Raw genomic sequence first — 22,601 nt, 5'->3', positions numbered from 1 at the left:
CAGTGGACGTAGATCACAAATGGTGCCTGACACCAAAAACACTATTGCCACTAGACTCACAACACAAACGGTGCCTGACACCGATACCACCATCTATTTAAGATGATCATTCAATACATTTTCCTCCAGGACAGAAAACTTATCCCCGTAGACCCTCGTAATATGATTCTCGCCCCATGTACAAAGCGAATTCAGAATCCCCTCCAAGCTCCGGCCATACTCACTTAACTCGTACTCGACCTTCGGCGGAATCTGATTATAAATAATCCGATTAATCACGCCATCCTCCTCCAACTCCCGGAGCTGTTGCGTCAGCATTTTCTGCGTAATATTCGGCATCAACCGCTTCAATTCACTCGTCCGCTTTTTCCCATGTGTCAAATGGCAGAGAATTACACACTTCCATTTCCCCCCAATCACCTCAAGCGTCGCTTCCACCGATATATTGTATTTCTTCTTCTCCATCACACATCCTCCTCCTCATTCATTCAGACAGGCACCGAAAAGTACCTACCGCACCCAAAGGTACCTATATCACTTAAAAGTGCGTACTTCCTAATATTCCTCATATATCCCATAATAACATTTGCCGGATGAAAACAATCATATCCTTTTAAATAAACGCACACAAATAAGGAGGAAAATTCATGCCTTTAAATAAACAGCAAAGCACACTCGCACTACTGGCCCTAGCCGTCAGCGCCTTCGCGATCGGAACCACCGAATTTATCAGCGTCGGCTTGCTGCCACTCATCGCCACCGATTTACACATTCCCGTCACAACGGCCGGACTAACCGTCTCCCTATACGCCCTCGGGGTCACATTCGGAGCGCCCGTCCTAACATCACTGACAGCGCGCATGTCACGCAAAACCTTATTACTTTGGATCATGATCGTCTTCATCATCGGTAACAGCATCGCCGCAAGCGCAACAAGTATCAGAGTCCTACTCGCGGCCCGCGTGATTTCCGCGCTGTCGCACGGCGTCTTCATGTCGATCGGCTCCACCATCGCCGCCGACCTCGTCCCGGCCAACCGCCGCGCCAGCGCGATATCAATCATGTTCTCCGGCCTCACCGTCGCCACCGTCACCGGCGTGCCATTCGGAACATTCATTGGCCAACAATATGGCTGGAGACTCGCCTTCGTCATCATTATCGCCGTGGGCATCATCGGCTTCATCGCCAACTGGATTCTCATTCCTTCTTTTTTGAAAAAAGGAACCCAGACCAGCGTTCGAGACCAGTTCAAGCTCCTGACCAATGGCCGGCTCTTACTTCTATTCACGATTACGGCACTGGGGTATGGCGGCACATTTGTTGTCTTTACTTATTTGTCACCATTACTACAGGAAATAACCGGCTTTAAAGAAGGCTCGATTGCAATAATTTTACTCGCCTATGGATTGGCGATCGTCATTGGCAACATGGCGGGCGGAAAGCTCTCGAACCGCAATCCGATTGGCTCCCTATTTTATATGTTTATCGTCCAGGCCGTGGTCCTGTTCGTCTTGATGTTCACCGCACAATTCAAAATCGCGGGTCTCATCACGATTATTTTTATGGGCTTACTCGCCTTCATGAACGTACCAGGACTGCAAGTATACGTCGTCATCCTCGCGGAACGCTACGTTCCGAGTGCCGTCGATGTCGCATCTGCCATCAACATTGCCGCCTTCAACGCCGGAATCGCCATCGGTTCCTACCTAGGCGGCACCATCACCGACACACTTGGCCTCATCCACACCACATGGATCGGAGCCTTAATGGTCCTCACAGCATCCATCCTAACAGGATGGAGTCGAGCGTTGGAACGGAGAGATCAATCAGTATTATCAGAAGAAGCTTGCTAAAGCAATAATAATTAAAAGCGCGTACCAAAAATATTGATTCGCTGAAAAAATCGTGTTTCCGCTGATAAATGACTTAGTTTCGCTGATAAAATCGGTTTATCGCTGATAAAAGGTAATTTTCCGCTGATATATCTTAAAATCGGCTGATGGGGTGTAATTTTACACTAAATTTAAGCGGCTAAGGCGTTGAAAAGTAGTAAAAAGCAGTAATCTTTACGAAAACATCCTAACAGAACATGTAAAACGATCTTGCTAGGTTAAAATTAACAACTTAAATCTCGAGGAGGAACATTAGATGAACTTACAAAGTACAACTACATTAAATAACGGAGTAAAAATGCCTTGGTTCGGCCTTGGCGTCTTTAAAGTAGAGGAAGGTCCTGAGTTAGTGGACGCGGTGAAAACAGCGATCCAACATGGCTACCGCAGCATTGATACAGCGGCCATCTATGGAAACGAAGCGGGCGTCGGGCAAGGAATTAAGGAATCTGGGATAGCCAGAGAAGACCTATTCGTCACCTCAAAGGTTTGGAATGCCGATCTCGGCTACGAATCCACATTAGCGGCCTATCAAACAAGCCTAGATAAACTAGGATTAGAATACTTGGACCTCTATCTGATTCATTGGCCTGTGGCGGGCAAATACAAGGAGGCGTGGCGAGCATTAGAGGCGCTTTATAAAGAAGGGCGCGTACGTGCGATTGGGGTAAGCAATTTCCAAGTGCACCACCTTGTAGACCTGGTGAAAGATGCAGAAATTAAGCCAATGGTAAACCAAGTCGAATACCATCCGCGCTTAACCCAAAAGGAAGTCCAAGCATTCTGCCGTGAACAGGGAATTCAGATGGAAGCCTGGTCGCCGTTAATGCAAGGCCAATTGTTAGACAATGAAGGATTGGCAGCAATCGCCGCAAAATACAGGAAATCAGTCGCCCAAATCATCCTGCGCTGGGATCTGCAAAACGGCGTCGTCACCATCCCAAAATCAACAAAAGAACGCCGAATCATCGAAAACTCACAAGTATTCGACTTTGAGCTAACACAAGAAGACATGCACCAAATCAACAACCTAAACCAAAACCACCGCGTCGGCCCAGACCCCGACAACTTTGACTTTTAAATTACCTTTGGTTCCATCTTTAGTGCCATCATTGGTGTTACATCTTTAATGTCATCCATCATTGGTGTCATCCATCATTGGTGTCAGGCACCGTTCGTGGACAAAAGCACCTATTCGTCCGCTCGGTGTGGACAGGCCGATCTCGCTACTGAGATTGGCCTTATTTCTATGCTTGCATTTACCGTGTCAAAGCGAAAGCAGCACTGGCGGTAAATGGAAAGAGATTAAAGCAACAATAATAAATGCAGTACTTTTTTTTCAGCTTTATTGGATAAACTAAGGTGACATGCTTGAGGGGTGAAGAAAATGCGAAATCAGCTTGAAAAAAACATCTTAAGGTTTTTATTTGTTTCTGGAATTGGTACGTTTATGAACTTAATTCGAAAGCCACCTATAAAGGACTGGCTGATTATTTTCTTAATGAAGAGCTATATTGCCACCATTCTCGATAATTTATTAGTAAAAAGAGGATACTTAAAATACCCTGTTAACTTATCAAAAAGCTTTGACATAAGTGTTTTATTTAGCTATCTCATTTTCCCAATCAGCTGCATTTATTTCAATCAAGTAACTAGAAATTCAGGTGTTATAGGAATTCTGGCCAAGTGCCTATTATTTACACTACCATCGACACTAGTTGAATCTTGGCTCGAAAAAAACACAAAATTAATCAAATATAAAAAATCCTGGACCTCACTACATAGCTTCGCATCCATCGCAGCCACCTTTTTAATCGTGCGCATTCTCATGTCTCTCATAAGTAAAACCGCCGAGAAACAATAATGGTTTCACAATAATGGTGTCAGGCACCGCGCATGGACACCTGTCCTCCTGCGGGGGACATCAAGCAGGTATTTTTCACATTCCTTTGCTATAATTATTAAATGGAGTATCTAAAAGGGGTTGTGAGAAAATGGCTAATAGAGTTCAGGAGGATAGTTGGAATGCAAGTTTATATGATACGAAGCATTCTTTTGTTTCTCAATTTGGAGGAGATCTGGTCCAATGGCTAGCACCACAGTCAAGTGAAAAGATTCTGGATCTTGGCTGCGGAACAGGGGATCTAGCCAACCAACTGAATCAACTGGGCGTCGATATTATTGGGATTGATAAATCCGAAAACATGATCCAGCAGGCACAAAAAAAGTACCCGGGTCTCACCTTCGAGGTACAGGACGCTGTGAACATGGGGTACACCAACGAGTTTGATGCAGTTTTCTCTAATGCTACACTACATTGGATTAAAACTCCGAAACAGGCTCTACAGTCCATCTATAATGCCTTAAAACCTGGGGGCAGATTTGTCGCTGAATTTGGCGGGAAAGGCAACGTCCAGAAAATTACCGATGCAATCATTAACCAATTAGGCGAACACGGAACCACGTATAAATCAGAGCAGCTCCAGTTCCCTTGGTATTACCCAAGCATTGGCGAATACACATCCATAATGGAACAAGTGGGATTTCGGGTCACCCACGCCCAGCATTTTGATCGGCCGACCCCTTTATCTGGAGAGCAAGGCTTAAGAAATTGGATCGAGATGTTCGCCACCAGCATGTTCGAAGGTGTGACAAGCGACACCAAAGAGTTAATCATCACGAGAGTAGAAGAGAACTTAAGAGAAGTTTTATTCCGTAACGGTGAGTGGATCGCGGATTATAAGCGGATTCGGGTGCTGGGGATAAAAGAGTAATCAGGGGGGACCATATGGGTCCTTCTTTTTGTTTAAGACTGGTTAAATGATTTCAGTACCTCTATAAATAAAAAACAAATATTAAAATAAACCCAAAAATTGGAACCTCTTTGCGGAAGCTCCGTATATAGAGATAACTATTTTAAAAGGGGAGGTAAAAATAATGAAAAGACTAATTACCATCATGATTACGTTTTTAGTTTTAACAGGATTGAGTTATGGCATAACGTATTATACCCATACAAAATTCATTGATTATTCATTCTTTATTGGATTAGCAGTCACCGTTTTTATTTGGTTCTTTACTTCAAAAGGCGGGCACACTTCAAGATATTTAGATATGACAGTTCAAGGCACCACTGGGGTCAAAGTTGACCAACAAAAGTACGAGTTTTCACCAAATGTTGTTTTCCTTACCTCCCTGGCTTATACCATTGTTACCCTTGGAGTAATGTTATATTATTACAGAAGTTATTTCTAAAAGTGGAAGTAGGTCGTTATCTGTTAAACAAATCAAGTGTCATCTTGTATATATAGAAAAGATGACACTTTAAAATATATTGTTCTTTATAATTTTCATTATTAATCTCCAAATAAAAGACTTTATTTCCGTTCCTTTGCCATTGGAAGTTGGTCCAAAAATTCATGTTCAATCATTAAGTTGATACAATCCTCACCATATAGTAATTCCTCTGCCATTAAACGTGTATAGTGAGCTCCAATATCTTTTCTTAGGACACTTGAAAGTGAAACTCCATAATGTCCTGCCGTTGCTCCTGTTAGCAATGTCATTTTAAACAACATTAGTCTATCGGAAAAAGGAGGAACGGTTGTGTCAGTAACCTCGCTTTCCCACGAAGGTAGTTGAGGTAATTCATTAGCAAGAAGAATTGATTGGAATATTTCAATATGCTTTTGCCTTAACTCTGCTCCACGGTGAAAGTGATTTTTAAATTCGTTTGATCGAGTGACTTGAGCAAAACCTCTCATAAACTCTTTTGTTACTTCATTAATTCGAATGTTGGCTACTAATTGAGTGATTTCATAAGATGTTAGTGGACGACGTTCAGTGAACCAACCAGCCAAAAAGTTCTGCTTACTAACTTTTTCAACAAGTTCTGGAGTAGGAATATGTATTTCCGGATGGTGTAACCCTTTTTTTATCATAAGGTCAGCCAACCTATTAAATAGTTGTGATGAATTTTTTAGGCAATCTTCATAAAACTGACGAATATCAGTCCGTGTTGAAGTGCTTTATGAAAGTGAATAAACACCTAGTGACTCTTGACACAACACACCTTTAAGAATGAGGATAAACTTGTCTGTGAAGAGAGCAGGAGCATTAACATCCACATCTTCAGCATCAAACTTTTGAGGGAGTGGATGATTTGCCTCTTCTAGGAAAGTTCTAGACTTTTGGACTTCTGTTATTGCCATCTCTTCCGCATACTCAAGGATAGGACGTAAATCTTCATCCTGACAATTCGCTATAAAATAGCTTGTAACCCATTGTGTCATTGTGTTAATTAAATATGAATTCCATAAATTTGTCATTTCTGCTGGAGTTAATTTTGGTATATCCATTTTACATTCCCCTTATTTTTCCTAATTAAATCTTAGAATTTCCTGTAAGGTAAGGATTATTCTTCCTCAAAAATAAACTTTTAAAAAAAACATGAACCCGAAATTGTTCAACTAACGGTTTCAAGAGTTGAAGATCGGGGAGTGCTGCGGCGATCCCTTTGCTTTTTCGACAGAATTCAAGCAGGATAGTTGAAGAAGGGGTTAACGGAAGATTTATAGGAAAACCAAAGCAACCCGTTAGGAATTTCCAATCTCTTTAATTTTCCAATACTTTCACATAACAGAAACGCCCCATTAGACAACAAAAGGGACAGGTTAACTGTCCCGTTTTTGTTTACTTATTATGACTTTTTTGGGCTTTTAATGCGACTTTTTCAAAGCCATTTCCTCTTTCCTCTGCAAATTCCAAATCTGCTTTTGGCAGAGCCGTATTATGTTTTCTAAATTGGTTATTCTTATTTTTAGCCATTTTTTCACCACCCATTTAGTTATTCCTTTAAGGCTGCAACTATTTCAGCACCCCACGATTTTAGTTTGCTTTCTTTTTTTGAGGCTATGCTAGCTGAATTTCTTTCGTCTCGTTCGAAAAAAAGAAGCCCTCTAAAATTATGAAGGCTTCTTTGACGTATAAAATGGATTAATGGACCCGGATAATCTCGTAAATATATTCATCGTGGTGAACCCTGGTATGTTTTGATTCTAATCGTTCGAATTCGTGGATTTCATCCATTGGCTCGCCAAGCAACCAGTTTCTGAGTTCAAACAAAAAATCAGTAAGCATCATGATTCCTCCCTGGAATGGGTTATTGGATTCCTTATAAACCTATTATACATGTGAATCACTTCACATAAAAGCGGTTACATAATAGGCGAAATAGCAAAATTATACTGAAAAATAAGAGAAGTTTGTCTCAGTTTGATCAATTTATACTGTCTTGTTCCAGAATTGCGCAAGTAATGTTTAATTAATCCTTATCCCTACAGGGTCTACCTGTAGGTTTCCAACTACCATGATCACATTTGTACTCTTCATCAAACATACAAACTACGACCCCATTTGGAATGGGGTCTCCATCTAATTCACAAAATCCTCCTAGTTTGACGCTCTGTTCATTTGTACCTTCCGGTTGATTGTTCATGTTTTATCACCTCCCTATAACTATTATTTTCTCAATTTGTTTGTGTATTAAGGAAGAAATTGGAGCAGAACCGTCACACATTCTCCTCACTGATTACATAAGTCAGTGAGTATTTTTCACAAGAGGATTAAGGTAATACCGTTTTTTTTGAATGCCCCGACAGATACAGCTTATTGATTAATTGTTGTTTTCTTATTTAACTAACGACGCAGGTAAGTGGAAGAAGGAATCGTGATTTTAATGTAGAATATTTCTCTGAGGAGTGATTCTATGGATATAAGATTTTCGTTTGTTTTAGACACAGATGTACCAACTGGACCAGAATATTATGGATCTTATATGAATGGTTATATAACAGGTAATTTAAATATTTAAGATAATTGGAGAATTTATTCAATTTGGCAAGAGTTTGAAACAGACAAATACATTTCCACAACTGTATTAGTAGAAGCTGTAACACATTATCTTCACGAATTGAATAAGGAACTTCACTCAATTGATTACTTTGTTACTCTGGATAAGTACCTTTAGTAAGTAATATCAAAGGAGTGAGGAAGGTAAAATGAATCAATCCTATTTTTATTTAAAACTAGAAACACATCAATTACATATGTCTTATAAAAATGAAAAACGTCGCGTGCGTGTTTTATTGCCGAAAAATTATGATAAAGATGAGGCTAAAAATTATCCAGTTGTCTATATGCATGATGGACAAAATGTTTTCTACAGTAGTGAAGCTTATAGCGGGTATTCATGGAAAGTTATTCCGGCAATTAAACAAAACCCCGATTTTCCGAAGATGATTGTTGTTGGGATAGATAACGCTGAACAAGATCGAATTAATGAATATACGCCTTGGAAAATTACTGAAAGCCCACTTCCTGAAGATATTGAACTAGGCGGAAGAGGCGCGGAGTTTGCTGAGTTTGTCATGACAGTAGTGAAGCCGTTTATGGATAAGCATTACCGAACTAAATCGGATAAATATCATACAGCGATGATTGGCAGTTCACTTGGAGGAAATATTTCGGCTTTTATGGGTATTGAATATAAAGATCAAATTGGTGGTTTAGGCATTTTTTCTTTAGCCAATTGGATTACAAGTAAAGCCTTTGACAGTTATATTGCTAGAAAAGAGTTGGATCCTGAACAACGCGTGTACATTCAAGTTGGGACTCAGGAAGGCGATGATGCCGATCGACAATTGATGTATGGTAATATGAAGCAGGCATATATCGATTGCTCGCTTAAGTATTATAAGCAACTGATAAAAGGCTCTGTTCCAATTGATAGCATTCGTTTAAATATTTTTGCGGATGAAGATCATAATGAAAAATCTTGGGCAAAACACTTGCCAGAATGTTTACGTTTCTTAAGTGAGAAGTGGTCTTGAATGAACTGAATAATTATATTTGACTGAATTTGATCATGGGAGGAATCTATCTCTTTTTTGGATATTTTTGGAAGTTTAGATTGATTATAAATTGAAATAATTGTACCTTAGTCGTAAAAATAATGAATTTTTTGATTCTGAGAAAGGAGCTTTTTTTATGAATTATATTTTGATATCACCATATTATCCAGGTAATTTTCAGTCATTTGCTCATCGTTTGAAAGACGCAGGTGTCAATGTTTTAGGAATTGGCGAAGAGCCATATGACCAATTAGGTTCCGAATTACAAAACTCTTTAACAGAATATTATCGTGTGAATAATTTAGAAGATGTAGATGAAGTGAAACGTGCTGTTGCATATTTATTTTATAAACATGGTCCAATTGACCGCATTGAATCCAATAACGAATACTGGTTAGAACTTGATGCGCAGTTGCGTGAGCAATTTAACGTGTACGGCAATAAAACGAATGACTTGAAAAAAGTTAAGTATAAATCTGAAATGAAGAAGCTGTTTAAAAAAGCAGATGTGCCTGTTGTAGAAGGAAGAATCGTTAAAACTAAAAAGGAGTTATCTAAAGCCATTGATGAATTAGGACTGCCAGTTATCGCTAAACCGGATAATGGAGTTGGATCAGCTGCAACCTTTAAATTAAGTTCAGAAGAGGCTGTACGTCATTTTGAAGAAGAATGGGGAGAAGCACAGGTGTACTTCTTAGAACCATATGTCGAAGGAGGCGTGCTTTGTACATTTGATGGTTTAGTGGATCAGGAAGGGAACATTGTTTTCCAAACAAGCTTTACATATAATGTGCCAACTCTGGAACTCGTTAATGGTCAGTTGGATTTAGCTTATGTGATTCAAAAAGAAATTGATCCAAAGCTCGAAACTTATGGAAAGGCGATTGTGAAAGCTTTTGGCATGAAAGAACGCTTTTTCCATATTGAGTTTTTTAAATTAGAAAATGGGGATTATGTTGCACTTGAATACAATAACCGCTTGGCTGGCGGCTACACGATTGATATGTACAATTTCGCGTACTCCATTGATTTATTTGCTCAGTATGCTTCTCTTGTGACAGGAGGAGAATTTAAGAAGTCCGATGCAAAAAACAAGTTTTGTGTCGGTGTAACACAGCGTGATGCGTATGAGTATAAACATGATACGAATGCTATTTATGAACGATTTGGCGACCGTGTGAAGTTTGAACAGCGCATGCCAGATGCGTTTGCGGAACTCCAAGGAAATCAATTTTATGCGATTAATGCAGATTCGCATGAAGAAGTGGATGACATTATCCGTTTTGTACATGAACGAAAAAATTTGGGAAAAGAGATTTCTCTATGCATATAGAACAGTTAAACCATTGGAGTGGCGAATTAGGACGTGAAATGCTGTTAAACAGATATGGACACAGTGGCATGCCAATCGTAGTTTTTCCTTCATCTGGAGGGACGCATTCTGAATACTATGATTTTGGAATGATTGATGTGTGTCATGACTTTATTGAATCCGGAAAAGTTCAATTTTTTACATTGGCTAGTATAGATAGCGAAAGTTGGCTGCACGACTCAAAACCGGCGCATGACCGTGCATTAGCTCATGAGGCATATGACCGTTATGTGATTTCAGAAGCTATTCCATTTATTAAACATAAAACAGGTTGGTTTGATCCAATGATGACAACGGGGTGTAGTATGGGGGCATATCATGCGTTGAACTTTTTCTTGAGACATCCGGATGTCTTCCAAACAACCGTTGCACTAAGCGGTGTTTACGATGTGCGTTTCTTTTTTGGGGATTACGGAAATGATCCGCTTGTATACGAAAATTCACCGAGTGATTACATATGGAATCAAAATGACGGCTGGTTTATTGATCGATATCGTTCAGCAGATATCATTATTTGTACCGGGCTGGGTGATTGGGAACAGGATGGGCTGCCTTCATACTATACATTAAAAGAAGCCTTTGAAGAAAAACAAATTCCAGCATGGTTTGATGAGTGGGGCGAAGATGTTTCGCATGATTGGATTTGGTGGCGACGCCATATGCCGTATTATTTAGGAAAATTACTTTAATAAAATGTCAAAAAAACATCAGTACGGATGAGTCGCTGGTGTTTTTTGACAGGGGATTTTTTGATTTTTATGTAATAAATAATTGATGTCGTATTAAAAGTAGCAATAAAGTGGTAATAAACACTTAAATATGGTGATAAAAAGGCAATAAAATAACAATATACTGTCGTCGTTAAAAGAAACCCATATAATATATTATGGACAATATTCTCACAAAACATATAAAACCATTTAATAAAAAAATAGACAACTTCGGTGTCTATTCAGGAGACAAAAACCCCACTATTCATAAGTTCTTCGCTTTATTAATTTGAGTTAGAGTATACATCGTCCACGAAAATAAATATTTAAAACGAGGGGCTGTCCTATTCTTGGACAGCTCTTGATATTTTTCGGTTGGAAGATTGTGAAGGAATGTACTTACACTAACGGGTGCAAGAGTTTAACAATCCGACAGATCAATTTGTATAAAGCAGTAAAAAAGTCATTCTATTGAGAATGAATTTTTTTGCGGCTTAAATCAATTAGATGTAATAATCTACAAATCTTAAATTAAATGACTAGTCAATCCGTAGGACAAAACTTGAAATAATCACAATAAATTTGGAGAAAGTAAATAAGAGGTGATTCGTTTGAGTTCATTGAGTAAGAATTTAGATTTACATGCTCAGGGAAATTGGCTGCCGATCAGTGTGGGTTTGCTATTGTTTTTATATGCTCTTTTTATGCCCAAAAAAGAGATCGGTTGGAGAGAGTTGTATGTTACATTTGGAGTCATTGGTTATTTTGCTTGGATTTCTGATTCCTTAATAGGAAAAATGTTTGACCTTGTTGATTATGGCCACCCGAATATCACGGGAATCGGTGAGTTTATTAGTTACAGCTTAATTCCTTCCTCTCTTTCCGTTATTTTTTTAAACTATTTTAAGAAAACAAATAAATGGATACTAGTCATTATATTTACGATAATTTCTATATTAATTGAATGGGGAATGAGAAAAGTAGGATATATGAAGCCACACGGCTGGAGCTTTTTCATTTCAATACCGTTGTATTTTGTAGTATATAGTTTTTTCCTTCCTTTACACAGGAAATTAATAAAATGCAAATGTTAATCTAAGAGTATCTTTAAGTGAAAAAAACCGCTCAGAGTGATAATTCTGAGCGGTTTTATTATTAATTTGTTATGCAATATTTAGCTCCTCAAAATTGTCCTACAAGATGGTGCCTGACACCATTACCAGCACAGACACCATCATTACACGAAAAACCACATTACCCCAGGTAAACCAAATCCTTCAGCTCATCTGTCGATAACTCGGTGATCCAGTTCTCACTCTGGATAATCTGGTCATTCAAGAATTGCTTCTTCTCTAGCATCGCGTCGATTTTCTCCTCGAGGGTACCCGTGCAGATCATCTTGTGCACATGAACGAAGCGCGATTGGCCGATCCGGTAGGCACGGTCGGTGGCCTGGTTCTCAACAGCCGGATTCCACCAGCGGTCGTAGTGGATAACGTGATTGGCCGCCGTCAGATTCAGCCCGGTTCCGCCTGCTTTCAATGACAGTAAGAACACAGGAAACTCCTGATTCTGGAATCGCTCAATCATCTCGTCACGCTTCACTTTCGGCACACTTCCGTTCAAGAACGGCACCTCAATGCCAAACTTCTTCTTCAATGTACTCCGAATCATTTCACCCATTTCGATATATTGGGTGAAGATCAGACAGCTTTCGCCCTGCTCCAAAACGGCATCAATTAATTCAACAAGTTTCTCAAGCTTATTCGAACGCTCCAGCAGCTCGCGCCCAGCCGATTTTTCCTTCAAATAGAGGGCAGGGTGGTTGCACAACTGCTTCAATCTACTTAACATTTGTAAAATTAACCCCTTGCGCTCGAAGCCTGACAGTTTTTCAATTTCCGCAAACGTGTCATGGATGAGCTGTTCGTACAACGACGCCTGCTCAGCGGTGAGCGGGCAATATTCCTTTTGCTCCAGCTTGTCAGGGAGGTTAAGGGCAACCTCTTCATCTTTTTTCGTGCGACGCAGCAAGAATGGCCGGATCAACGCTTGCAGCTGCTGAACCTTGTCTTTCTTCTCATCTTTTTCAATCGGAATCACGAACTTTTTCTGGAATTGCCCCAAGCTGCCAAGATAGCCATGATTGGTAAAATCAAAGATCGACCACAGCTCCGATAAGCGGTTTTCCATCGGTGTTCCTGTCAGCGCAATGTGATGACGTCCGCGCAGCCTGCGAACCGCCTTCGATTGCTTAGTCTGGGCATTCTTAATGTTTTGCGCCTCATCAATCGCTATCGAGCTCCAAATCAGCGACTCAAACTCCGCCAAATCGATGTGGCTCAGGCCATACGAAGTCAAAACAATATCGGCATCTTTTGCCTTCTCCGCAAAAGCCTCCTCTTTCAGACGGTTCGACCCGTAATGCAAATACACCTTCATCTCTGGTGCAAAGCGCTCCAGCTCCTTCTGCCAGTTTCCAAGCACAGAAGTCGGGCAAATAATCAACGCAGCCTTCGTTGGAACTTTAACTGCAGCCGCATCCTCATCCTTCTTACGGCGTTTTTTCGCCTCAGTTTGGGTGTCAGGCACCACAGCCAATTCATCCCCGACCACATCTTTCACCTTCAATAGGTAAGAGATCAGCTGGACAGTTTTTCCGAGACCCATGTCATCGGCTAGGCAGGCGCCAAACCCGTACTGGCGCAAGAACCAGAGCCAGCTCATGCCCAGCTGCTGATAAGGACGAAGCTCACCCTGCAAACCAGAAGGCACATCCTCGAGAGGAATTTCGTGGACTTCCGCCAGCTGTTTGATCATTTGCTTCCATTGGCGGTTCAACTCAATTTGAATTTTCGCAAACGCCTTTGGATTATCCAACTCATCTTCAGCAGTATCCGACTCCATCAATTCCTGTTCCAGCAAATCACGGACATGCAGCCCTTCTTTTTCAGCACGTTTCATCATATCCTGTATTTGTCGAATAAACTGCGGGTCAAGCTTCACCCAACGGCCGCGAATGAAGACAAGCCGTCTTTTTTCCTCGACAAGTTTCCCAAACTCATCTTCGGACAAGTCGACACCATTCATCGAAAAGCGCCAGTTAAAATCAAGCATAGCCTGAAGCCCAACGAAGGACGGCCGGTGACTCGAGCCACCTTTCAGCGATGCTTTCACTTTCAGATTGGCATTTTTCATCGCCTGCCACCAGGATGGGAGAAGGATTTCGACATCTAACGCCACCAGCGTCTCACTCGCCTCCGTCAAAAACATCCATGCTTCTTCCTCGCTCAGATGCGTTTTGAAGTAGCCCTCTTCGCCCAACCAAGGTATCAATCGCACCCAGCGCTCCCGCTCCCGGTCAACTTTTTCTAAAAATGGACGCCACTTCGCTGGGATCTTGGTGGTCCCATCTACATCATAAACCTCATCGACATTTTTCTTTCCTCGTAAAAATAAATCCAGACTCCACGCACCTTCGCCATCAACCGGCTCATCTAAGCGCAGCCCGATCGTAAAAGGTGTGTCGCTTTCCTTAATTCCGACCCATTCCAGCCAGCTTTCCTCATCAAAATAACGAGCGAGTTCACCGCCGGAAATATTTTGCTTCCGGAGCAAATCAAGCTTCGGCCCGAATAACTCCTTCATTGCTGAATTCCGCGTTAAATAGCCATCGAGGGCATCGTTGTACAAATCTGAGATATAGTTTTTGGTCGTCCCAAGCTCATGGCCTACCAGTTCGTCGACGGCGGGCTCAGACTCCTCAATCCTTTGTTCCCAAAACGACGGGTCAAACTCATCCTTCACGCGTTCAGGAAGCTTCCAACGGAAATCCCCTTGCTCCCAGACCGAAAAGTCCGGCAGCCAATCCTTTTCGACGATGCCTTCATACAGGGAATGGGCGGCCGCCAGGCAAATCTCAGATTGCTCATTCCAATCCCATTCGATATAGCGATTAAACGACTCCTTGGCAAAAAGCGAAACCAGATGCCAGCCGCTCACCACCACACCCTCGACGTCGTTCACCGTCTCGGTCTCAAGGAGCGTACCAAAGAAGCTTTCCTCATGACTGCTGAAAACGAGATTCTTCCATCTAAACGGGCTCATCACATGACCCCGTTCATCCTCCGCAGTAAGAAGAAAGCGACCTTCCCCTAATTTAGTTGTCAGCAATTTCATAAACCTTGTTTTAAGCATCGATCCAAAACTCCTTTATTGGGGGAGAGAACAAAGTTAGATGGAAATCTCCAAAAAATGCATAATTTTACAAACATCAAAGCTATTTACTAGTTGTTAATTTCCAAAAAGTGTCTAATTGCACAAAACCCCTTAAAAATGGCACAAAAGCCCCCTGAATTGGCACAAAACCTTATTAAAATGGCACAAAACCCATCCAAAATAGCACAAAACAAATTTCCCCTTAAAATAAACAAGCCACAATACCAGTCAACCTAGCTAATTCTAACTAAATGTCCGCTCCATATGGACAAAATAACTAAAGTGTCCACGAGCGGTGCCTGACACCATAAATGACACCAAAAATGACACCAAAATTAACTCCAAAAAATCTCATAAATGAAATATTAATTACTCCATAAAAATCGATATCCTCTATTATACCCAAAAAAGTGTGGTTAGAGGAGGGCGAGGCTTGAAGTTCTTCCTTAAGTAGTATATTTGTACGTGGTTTGTTGTTAAAAAAGGTAACTTAAAAGTAGTCCCCGGCAAGGGATCCATCCCCTAATAAGTGCTGGTTCTCCATAATCGGAAAGACAATGACCTGAGAAAGGAAAACCCGCAGTAGTAACATAAAACGAATAACTTTGCATATAATTGATGGCGAAAACCAGTTCCACCTGGAACTAACAATGGAAGCAGCAGCTGTGGTTTTGCATCTTTTAAGGACAAAAAACAAGGAGACCGTATATGGGAAAGAAGAATCTCATGATAACGCTATTAATCTTTTTACTTCTGTTATTAACCTCATGCAGCCAAGGGAATAATTCGAAAACGAATGGTGATCCACAACCGGAGCCAGCAACTGAAAATCCAAACGATAAACCCGCTGAAAAACCCGATAACAAACCCGACGACGCCGAAAAACCTGACACCAACCCCGGCGTAAAACCCGCCGAACAACCCGACAACAATAACAACAATAGCAGCCCTAACAATCCAGGTCCATCCAGTAATCCCTACGAAATAACAAAAACAACCTACACAGAAAACAATATCAAAATAAACTATCCCCAACTCACGAAATCAAGCGATCAGCAAAAGGAGAAAACCATTAACGGACTAATACAAAAAGAAGCCATCAAAGTACTAAACTACTACCTGCCCGAGGTTCAAGAACTAACCCTCGAAATCAATTATGAAATCAAATCCAAAAGTCCCAGCCTGCTGAGCATTCAATACACAGGAGTGGGGTACATGAACGGTGCAGCCCATCCCAATAATCATTACTATACAACCAATATCGACATCGAAACGGGAACTATTCTACAATTAAAAGACATGATCAATATCGATGAAAACTTCGTCAGAAATCTCAAGCAAAACGCCAAATCCATGAAGCCTGAACACCAAGGCATCCTGAACAGCATACACCCAAGCGACCTACTAAACATGCTCACAAACGCCGATTCACTCGACAATATCGGTACCAAAAATCAGTCCGACACCTTTAGCTATTTCACCAGCGACTCCCTCGGAATTAGCATTCCCGTCAGCCATGCAGAAGGGGACCATGCAGAATTCGAGATTACCTATCAGGCCATAGCCCAAAACATACATTCGTTATTGTTACTTAGCCTGCTTCAACAGTAACCATCCCTGTTCAAATTTACATCCGAACGAACCAGCACCACCGCCCCTGGTAAAAATAACAAAAATAAAAGGTGCCACGAGAATTGGCACCTTTTGCTCTATCAAGAAAAACCCATCAACCCTCAATCAACTTACTCCGCTTACACTCCTCATGAAACGCCCGCAGCCGCTTCGTCCGCTCCATCAACGTATCCAAGAAATACTCCCAGTCATCGACCCGTTTCAGCTTCTTATACAGCGTCCGTAGCTTCTTCAAATGCCGTACCGCCATCCGGTAACTCGCCCGGTTCTTCTGATCAATCTCACGCTGCGCCGTCTGATGCAGCATCGCCAGCAGCACCTCAGGCCGCTCCTTCTCCACAAGCTTCAAACGGTCCTTCGGCAACTCATAATAATCCAAGCCCACAAACGCCTGCAGCTCACCCCAGCGATCATACTGCCCGCGCTCAAACAACACATACTCATAATCCCCAAAACTATACGGCAGCATCGAAAGCATCGCCCGCTCATACAAATCCACCCGGTCACTCTCCGCACAATAAGGCGCCACTGCCCGCAGCGCATTCCGCACAAACGTCGAACAACTATGATACCCGCCGAGCCACTCCAAATAGCCCTTCACCTTTTGCAAAAACAACTCAATCACCGGGCCAACACGCTTCCACGCCTTCAGACCCGACAAATACTCAATCCAATACACCAAATAAGGTGCAATCTCCTCATCGCCAAACGGACCCGTCAACTTCAACGCCGCCTCATCATCCCCAAGCAAGAAATTCAAATGGATCCCAGCCAGCAGCAGCGGGGCAGGGCTCTCCCAATCCTGCAGCTCCTTCATCCGCGCCTGAATCTTCACTAACTCTTCCTCACGCCATGCCTTCTTCTTGAAAAAATGAATCCACAACAACCGGTACAAGAAAATCCGCTCATACGCCAACCCCTGCGTACACGTCAACAGCTCAAACGTATCCTCCCGTAACTTATCGACAAACTCATCAAAATCAAACGGCAGCGACTGCACGCCAATCTTCATCGAAAGCTCCTCCGCATCATCCATCAAATTATGGAACAAATGCAAATAAGCCCGTTTCACCATATCCTCATCATGCCCGAGCTGCTCACTCAGCCGAGCCAGCTTCCGAAACGAAACCACAATCCCAACCAACTCATACAGCAAGCGCCACTCCTGCTCAACCGGCGCACTCGCATGAATCCGGCGCTCATAAATCCCAAACAACTCCGGAATCACATACGGACTCGTATACTTCTTCGTCGCCAGCAGCGTATCAAAACTCACCTCAAACGAATGAACCCAACGCCCATAATCCGGCTTCGACACCCCATTCGCCCTAATCAAATCCTTCGCCGTCTGCAGCCCCCAGTCCGAAACCGCCTTCGACTCACGCATCGGCTCCCGCCACTCAGCAACCCAATCCGCCACACTGCCAACCCGAGAATAAGCACTCAAAAACACCGCCATCTGATGCCGGCAAAACCCCTCAGTCGGACACGAGCACTCACTCCGCGACAAAAACTCAAAATTCAACTTCACATAACAAGGCGTCACATCCTGGACCGTCGCAGTAATCTGCTCATTCCATATCTGTAACTGCTTCACCAGCCCTTGCCGGTACAACATCAAACCCTTCTGAACCAGCTTCGCATCCTCCGTCACCGTCGGGTGCAGCAATTCCCGCACCTGATCCCCAAAAAGCTCAATCCGTTCACTTGCAGGCGTCGACTCCAAAGCCACAACCCCCTCCAAAAAATCCATATTCCTCTATTATACCCAAAAACACGCCCAAAGAGGAAGGCAACCCTCAATCCAAAACATATTTTTGAAAAATGAACCCAAAATCGCCCTCGCCGAATAGGAAACGTTTGCGAAAACCCCATCGCACCGCAATTCATCTCAAAGCAATTATCGTGGTGCCTGACACCAATACTCCTTCGAGCATAGTGGTGCCTGACACCAAACTTCAGGTAAATCGACGGCAAAACTCGTGGTGCCTGACACCAAATTTCATGACACCAAATTTCAGGCGGAAGCAGGGTTTTAATAAAAAAAGGTAACTTAATGGTTTTAGGTTTTGAAATTAGGGTGGTCCGCTGCAAAAAAGGAAAGACAATAACCTGATCCAGGCTGAACGCTTGGATTTTTAGTTTTTAGTGGTTTTCTAGGGGATTTGGAGCAGGAAAAAGACAAGTGGCCGATAAAATCGAAAAGTGGCAGATAAGATGCTCAAAGTGGCCGATAAATCCAGAAAGTGGCCGATAAATCACTCCAAATCTAAAATGACCCTAATCTAGGCAAGATTCTTCTTAAAAAAGGTAACTAAAAAGGGGTTTGGCGGAATAGTAGTCAAAGTTGGCGGAATCCCATCACAGTTTGGCGGAATAAATCCAAAAATCGGCGGAATCCCTCCACAAGTAGGCGGAATCCACAATTTGGAGGTTTGCCAGAATAAAATCCTAAAATGCCTGAAACCCCATTCTCAACCCCCAACACAGTAAAATGAACACACAAAAAAAGCCACTCCTCACAAATCAAGGGGTTGGCTCGATCTTTGTACCTTCATTTTTAGTCAAACTAGAAAAATATTCAAACAAACTGGTAAGATAGCTGTTAAGCTCAAAACCTTCCTCACTCGCAAACTCTGACAATAATAACCTATTCTCTTTCACCCTCATAACCCCCTCGAATATGGAACTATCATCATTATTGCCAAACTATCACTCTCTTATACCAGTAAACTTGAGTAGGAGTATGCCCATCGCAAAAAAATCTAACTAAATCATTAGTTAGATCAGCCCATCTATATAAACATACAAAGACCCCTTCAAGATTCGAAGCGGTCTTAATAATCTTCGTCCCAGTTAGTTACTGAGGAAAAGCAAGGGAAGCAATAATATCCAATAGGCAGGTAAGTAAGAAAAAAATTCCCGTCCATTTAAACCATTTTTTTGCCGTCCCATTCCGTCTAATATGCTCCGTTCACTGGGATTATTGAATAGAGAATTTTGTATCCAATGCACCTACAATAAGTTCGGTGTGATTAGGTATTAAATTTTTTTAAAGTCTGAAATCAACGGTAAAAATCTTTTTCCGTTGTTTACTTGTGTTAAGGCAACGGCACATGAAAATAAATGACAAAAAAAGCTGTAAATAAAAAAGAAACCAACCAAGCTGGAATCGGCTTAAGGTAATGAAATCTCAACATAATAACCCACAAGAAATTAAAGGCGATGGACCACCAGAAGTTCCAACCGTTATGATAGGTGATTTTTCCACCAATAAACATTATACCTTCGATACCAACAAGAATTACTCCCGATATTAGTAAATACATTATTTGATTCTTCCGATTTTTAGGTAAATAGGACAAAAATAGTATGACAATACATGGAAAATTGATGAAGGTTTGAATTAATACTGAAAAGGTATGGTTTAATAAAAAGTCAGGTTTCAACTTCCATAGAAAATATTTTCCGTTAACAAAGAAGCCATATAATAAATTATTTACAATCAGGTATAAAATAGTGGGGTAATATTTTCTCCAATTTTTTAGATCTCCAAATTTCCAGCAACAAAGTACCAGAGTTAGGCACAGAACAACACGCAATAGGAACACCTAATTTCAACAGTTTTTATTTTAAAATTTACCAAAAAGCTTAAAATTATTACTATTTTCTCTTCAACTGACAGGTGCAATAAAAATCCCATTCTTTCACTATCTTTGAATCTATACTGTAAAAATTTCTTATTTCAGAGTTTGAATCTTTGTACTCTAGGAATAACTACGATATTATGCCTCAAATTAAAAAGGATACAAAATAGACTATTCTATTTTGTATCCTTCGTATGAAACGCCCGCTGTTCTACAGGTATTATCTTATTTAATTAGGAACGGCTTCGCGTTTGCGCTTTTTCTCCATTTGGATTTCATGCGCACGTGCGTGGGCTTTGTGGCGGTCTTCTTCCACTTCTGCAGACATTTTGATACCCATAGGCACCGTGGTGGCTGCAATTTCCTTTATCCCTTTTTGGTCTTTCTCATAAACAAAATGACGCTCTTGTTGAAATATCTGCTCCCCGCTCAGTTACGAATGGAACGACACGGTAATCTGCACGCCATTGTTGCGGAGTGACCTGGCAGCGAACGTAACCGCGGTAATTATTAAAGAATTTGATGTGCGGGTTGTCCGCTAAAGATTTGGCTGTGTCTGCACGCCAATCCGATCCGTTTCCTCCTGTAGTAATCGATGTACCCACAAACTCTGCTCCAAAAATCGGAGCGTCTGGATTGTTGTAATCCGTTGTCAGGTTAGAAGCCCAGCTTGCATGGACATCTCCAGTGATAACGATCACGTTGTTGATGTTATGTCCAGCAACGAAATCCGTAACGCGCTGGCGTGCGGCCGGATAGCCATCCCATGAATCCATGCTGAATTTCGGGGCCGTGCTGCTTCCGGATTTGCGCTGCGCAAAGAAAATCTGCTGGGCAAGGACGTTCCAATGGGATTTCGAGTTTCCAAGATTGCCAAGCAGCCATTTTTCTTGTTCTGTTCCAAGAAGAGTGCGCTTTGGATCCAAGGATTCCGGCGTATGAGCTTTCGTTCCATCACCATTCGCCTGGTCATCACGGTACTGGCGTGTATCAAGAACATAGAAGTTTGCCAAATCACCATACGTGAAATCCCTGTATAATTGCATGCCTCCATCGTGAGGCAATGACGACCTGCGAAGCGGCATGTGCTCGTAATAAGCCTGGTAAGCAGCGGCCCGGCGCTTGATAAACTCTTCAACAGACTGGCCTTTCTCTGGAATGACATTTGCGTAGTTGTTTTCCACTTCATGGTCATCCCATGTAACAACCCATGGGAAGGCAGCGTGTGCAGCCTTTAGGTGTTCATCTGAACGATATTGGGCATGGCGAGTGCGGTAATCTTCAAGCGCGATAATTTCATCGCCTTTGTGGGCACGGACATTGCCCGTTGCCGAAAGATACTCGTTCGTACCGTATTCATATATGTAATCGCCAACGTGGAACACAAGATCGAGATCCTCTTTCGCCATATGCTTGTACGCAGTATAATAACCGTGTTCATACTGCTGGCAGGAAGCGAATGCGAACGTCATGCTTGCTACGCTGGCACCTGCTGCCGGAAGGGTTTTTGTTTTTCCAACAGGGCTTAGTTCATTTCCGGTCTTGAAACGGTAATAATAAACCGTATTCGCCTTCAGGCCGCTCACTTCTACATGGACAGAGTGGGCGAGGGCGGGAGAAGCATGTTCTGTTCCTCGTTTGATTACGCTGCGGAAGTTTTCATCTGTTGCAAGCTCCCAATTGACGGGAACGATATGAGAGGGCATTCCTCCGCCATTTAACGGATCCGGAGCTAACCTTGTCCATAAAACGACACTGTCAGATTGCGGATCGCCAGAAGCAACACCAAGAGTGAACGGGTATTCGCTGAAATTCGGAGCAGCATCTACTTTAAATCCTCCCATTGATTGAGTAATAGCCAACCCTAGGGACAGCCCCGCAATCTTGCCGGCTCCATGAAGAAAGCTGCGGCGGTCTACATTCTTTTTCAAATTTTGTTCGTTAAAACTCCTAATTAATTCGTCCAAAGATCTCTCATTTGTCATGCTTCATATTCCCCTCTCAGAATACATTCTTTACCACGGCTTTGATTATAAAGGGGATTTATTAATTGAATATGTAGATTGTAAATAGAAAAATAGTCTGGTAGTCGATAGACAGTTCATTTAGAATAGGACCTTCGATTTAAAAAGGGATAAAATCTATATTTTTTCCAATCAACGGCAATTTATATCCATTTTAAGTAGTCTTTTCATACCGTTTTTTTAAATAGTATCTTA

The 22,601-nt window shown here is 41.9% G+C and carries 21 protein-coding genes and 1 pseudogene; 11 read left to right on the top strand and 11 right to left on the bottom strand.

The features are described 5' to 3' along the window. Positions 1-93: 93 nt before the first annotated feature. Positions 94-465, bottom strand: a complete 372-nt coding sequence (locus J7E63_RS12120; RefSeq protein WP_098932429.1) for a winged helix-turn-helix transcriptional regulator — start codon at positions 463-465, stop codon at positions 94-96. A 182-nt stretch (positions 466-647) separates the two neighbouring features. Between J7E63_RS12120 and J7E63_RS12115 the strand changes: the two genes are divergently transcribed. From J7E63_RS12115 to J7E63_RS12095, 5 genes are all read left to right on the top strand, one after another. Further along, positions 648-1,853, top strand: coding sequence for an MFS transporter (locus J7E63_RS12115; protein ID WP_215012455.1), 1,206 nt, complete (start codon positions 648-650; stop codon positions 1,851-1,853). Between the two features lie 295 nt (positions 1,854-2,148). Further along, positions 2,149-2,973 carry an aldo/keto reductase gene (locus tag J7E63_RS12110; protein WP_215012453.1) on the top strand — a complete coding sequence of 275 codons (825 nt, stop codon included), beginning with the start codon at positions 2,149-2,151 and terminating at the stop codon, positions 2,971-2,973. Between the two features lie 306 nt (positions 2,974-3,279). Then, positions 3,280-3,756: a CBO0543 family protein gene (locus tag J7E63_RS12105; protein ID WP_215012451.1), complete on the top strand. Its 477-nt coding sequence runs from the start codon at positions 3,280-3,282 to the stop codon at positions 3,754-3,756. 130 nt (positions 3,757-3,886) lie between these two features. Further along, positions 3,887-4,666 (top strand): class I SAM-dependent methyltransferase, encoded by a 780-nt coding sequence (locus J7E63_RS12100; RefSeq protein WP_215012450.1) that lies wholly within the window; start codon positions 3,887-3,889, stop codon positions 4,664-4,666. 163 nt (positions 4,667-4,829) lie between these two features. Then, positions 4,830-5,147, top strand: coding sequence for a hypothetical protein (locus J7E63_RS12095; RefSeq protein WP_215012448.1), 318 nt, complete (start codon positions 4,830-4,832; stop codon positions 5,145-5,147). Between the two features lie 122 nt (positions 5,148-5,269). Here J7E63_RS12095 and J7E63_RS12090 read toward each other — a convergent pair whose 3' ends face one another. The 5 genes from J7E63_RS12090 to J7E63_RS12075 all read right to left on the bottom strand — a co-directional run bounded on the left by J7E63_RS12090 (position 5,270) and on the right by J7E63_RS12075 (position 7,389). Next, on the bottom strand, positions 5,270-5,833 hold the full coding sequence (locus J7E63_RS12090) for a DUF3231 family protein (RefSeq protein WP_215012446.1): 564 nt from the start codon (positions 5,831-5,833) through the stop codon (positions 5,270-5,272). Between the two features lie 87 nt (positions 5,834-5,920). Further along, complete coding sequence (locus tag J7E63_RS12085) at positions 5,921-6,250, bottom strand: DUF3231 family protein (RefSeq protein ID WP_215012444.1); 330 nt, start codon at positions 6,248-6,250, stop codon at positions 5,921-5,923. Between the two features lie 334 nt (positions 6,251-6,584). After that, the gene (locus J7E63_RS30120; RefSeq protein ID WP_282599625.1) at positions 6,585-6,719 is read right to left on the bottom strand and encodes a hypothetical protein; all 135 of its coding nucleotides are present in this window, start codon (positions 6,717-6,719) and stop codon (positions 6,585-6,587) included. Between the two features lie 168 nt (positions 6,720-6,887). Further along, positions 6,888-7,034 carry a hypothetical protein gene (locus tag J7E63_RS12080; protein WP_215012442.1) on the bottom strand — a complete coding sequence of 49 codons (147 nt, stop codon included), beginning with the start codon at positions 7,032-7,034 and terminating at the stop codon, positions 6,888-6,890. A 181-nt stretch (positions 7,035-7,215) separates the two neighbouring features. Beyond that, positions 7,216-7,389 (bottom strand): hypothetical protein, encoded by a 174-nt coding sequence (locus tag J7E63_RS12075; RefSeq protein ID WP_215012440.1) that lies wholly within the window; start codon positions 7,387-7,389, stop codon positions 7,216-7,218. Between the two features lie 387 nt (positions 7,390-7,776). On the opposite strand from J7E63_RS12075, the gene J7E63_RS30725 reads away from it, so the two are divergent. From J7E63_RS30725 to J7E63_RS12055, 5 genes are all read left to right on the top strand, one after another. After that, a complete protein-coding gene (locus J7E63_RS30725; RefSeq protein WP_483861485.1) occupies positions 7,777-7,920 on the top strand; it encodes a DUF7878 domain-containing protein in 144 nt (47 codons plus the stop codon). Positions 7,921-7,951: 31 nt separating this feature from the next. After that, complete coding sequence (locus J7E63_RS12070; protein WP_215012438.1) at positions 7,952-8,782, top strand: alpha/beta hydrolase; 831 nt, start codon at positions 7,952-7,954, stop codon at positions 8,780-8,782. A gap of 157 nt (positions 8,783-8,939) precedes the next feature. Further along, the gene (locus J7E63_RS12065; RefSeq protein WP_215012436.1) at positions 8,940-10,136 is read left to right on the top strand and encodes an ATP-grasp domain-containing protein; all 1,197 of its coding nucleotides are present in this window, start codon (positions 8,940-8,942) and stop codon (positions 10,134-10,136) included. Continuing rightward, entirely contained in the window at positions 10,127-10,864 is a 738-nt protein-coding gene (locus J7E63_RS12060; protein WP_215012434.1) for an esterase family protein, read from the top strand. Before J7E63_RS12065 ends, J7E63_RS12060 begins: the two co-directional genes overlap by 10 nt. Positions 10,865-11,496: 632 nt before the next feature. After that, entirely contained in the window at positions 11,497-11,979 is a 483-nt protein-coding gene (locus J7E63_RS12055; RefSeq protein ID WP_215012432.1) for a hypothetical protein, read from the top strand. Positions 11,980-12,139: 160 nt separating this feature from the next. On the opposite strand, the gene J7E63_RS12050 is transcribed toward J7E63_RS12055, so the two are convergent. Continuing rightward, positions 12,140-15,082: a DEAD/DEAH box helicase gene (locus J7E63_RS12050; RefSeq protein ID WP_215012430.1), complete on the bottom strand. Its 2,943-nt coding sequence runs from the start codon at positions 15,080-15,082 to the stop codon at positions 12,140-12,142. Between the two features lie 729 nt (positions 15,083-15,811). Here J7E63_RS12050 and J7E63_RS12045 point away from each other — a divergent pair. After that, positions 15,812-16,714, top strand: a complete 903-nt coding sequence (locus J7E63_RS12045) for a PdaC/SigV domain-containing protein (RefSeq protein WP_215012428.1) — start codon at positions 15,812-15,814, stop codon at positions 16,712-16,714. Positions 16,715-16,829: 115 nt separating this feature from the next. On the opposite strand, the gene J7E63_RS12040 is transcribed toward J7E63_RS12045, so the two are convergent. The 4 genes and pseudogenes from J7E63_RS12040 to J7E63_RS12025 all read right to left on the bottom strand — a co-directional run bounded on the left by J7E63_RS12040 (position 16,830) and on the right by J7E63_RS12025 (position 22,367). Further along, the gene (locus tag J7E63_RS12040) at positions 16,830-18,461 is read right to left on the bottom strand and encodes an SWIM zinc finger family protein (RefSeq protein ID WP_251033505.1); all 1,632 of its coding nucleotides are present in this window, start codon (positions 18,459-18,461) and stop codon (positions 16,830-16,832) included. An 800-nt stretch (positions 18,462-19,261) separates the two neighbouring features. Then, on the bottom strand, positions 19,262-19,399 hold the full coding sequence (locus tag J7E63_RS12035) for a hypothetical protein (protein ID WP_168240856.1): 138 nt from the start codon (positions 19,397-19,399) through the stop codon (positions 19,262-19,264). A gap of 437 nt (positions 19,400-19,836) precedes the next feature. After that, a complete protein-coding gene (locus J7E63_RS30115) occupies positions 19,837-20,346 on the bottom strand; it encodes a CBO0543 family protein (protein ID WP_308161946.1) in 510 nt (169 codons plus the stop codon). 265 nt (positions 20,347-20,611) lie between these two features. Further along, positions 20,612-22,367, bottom strand: a pseudogene (locus J7E63_RS12025) (alkaline phosphatase D family protein). Positions 22,368-22,601: the final 234 nt, after the last annotated feature.

Source organism: Bacillus sp. ISL-75 (genome assembly GCF_018613095.1).
The sequence above is the reverse complement of the archived record's forward strand: the minus strand, read 5'-3'. Positions and strand labels throughout refer to the sequence as shown.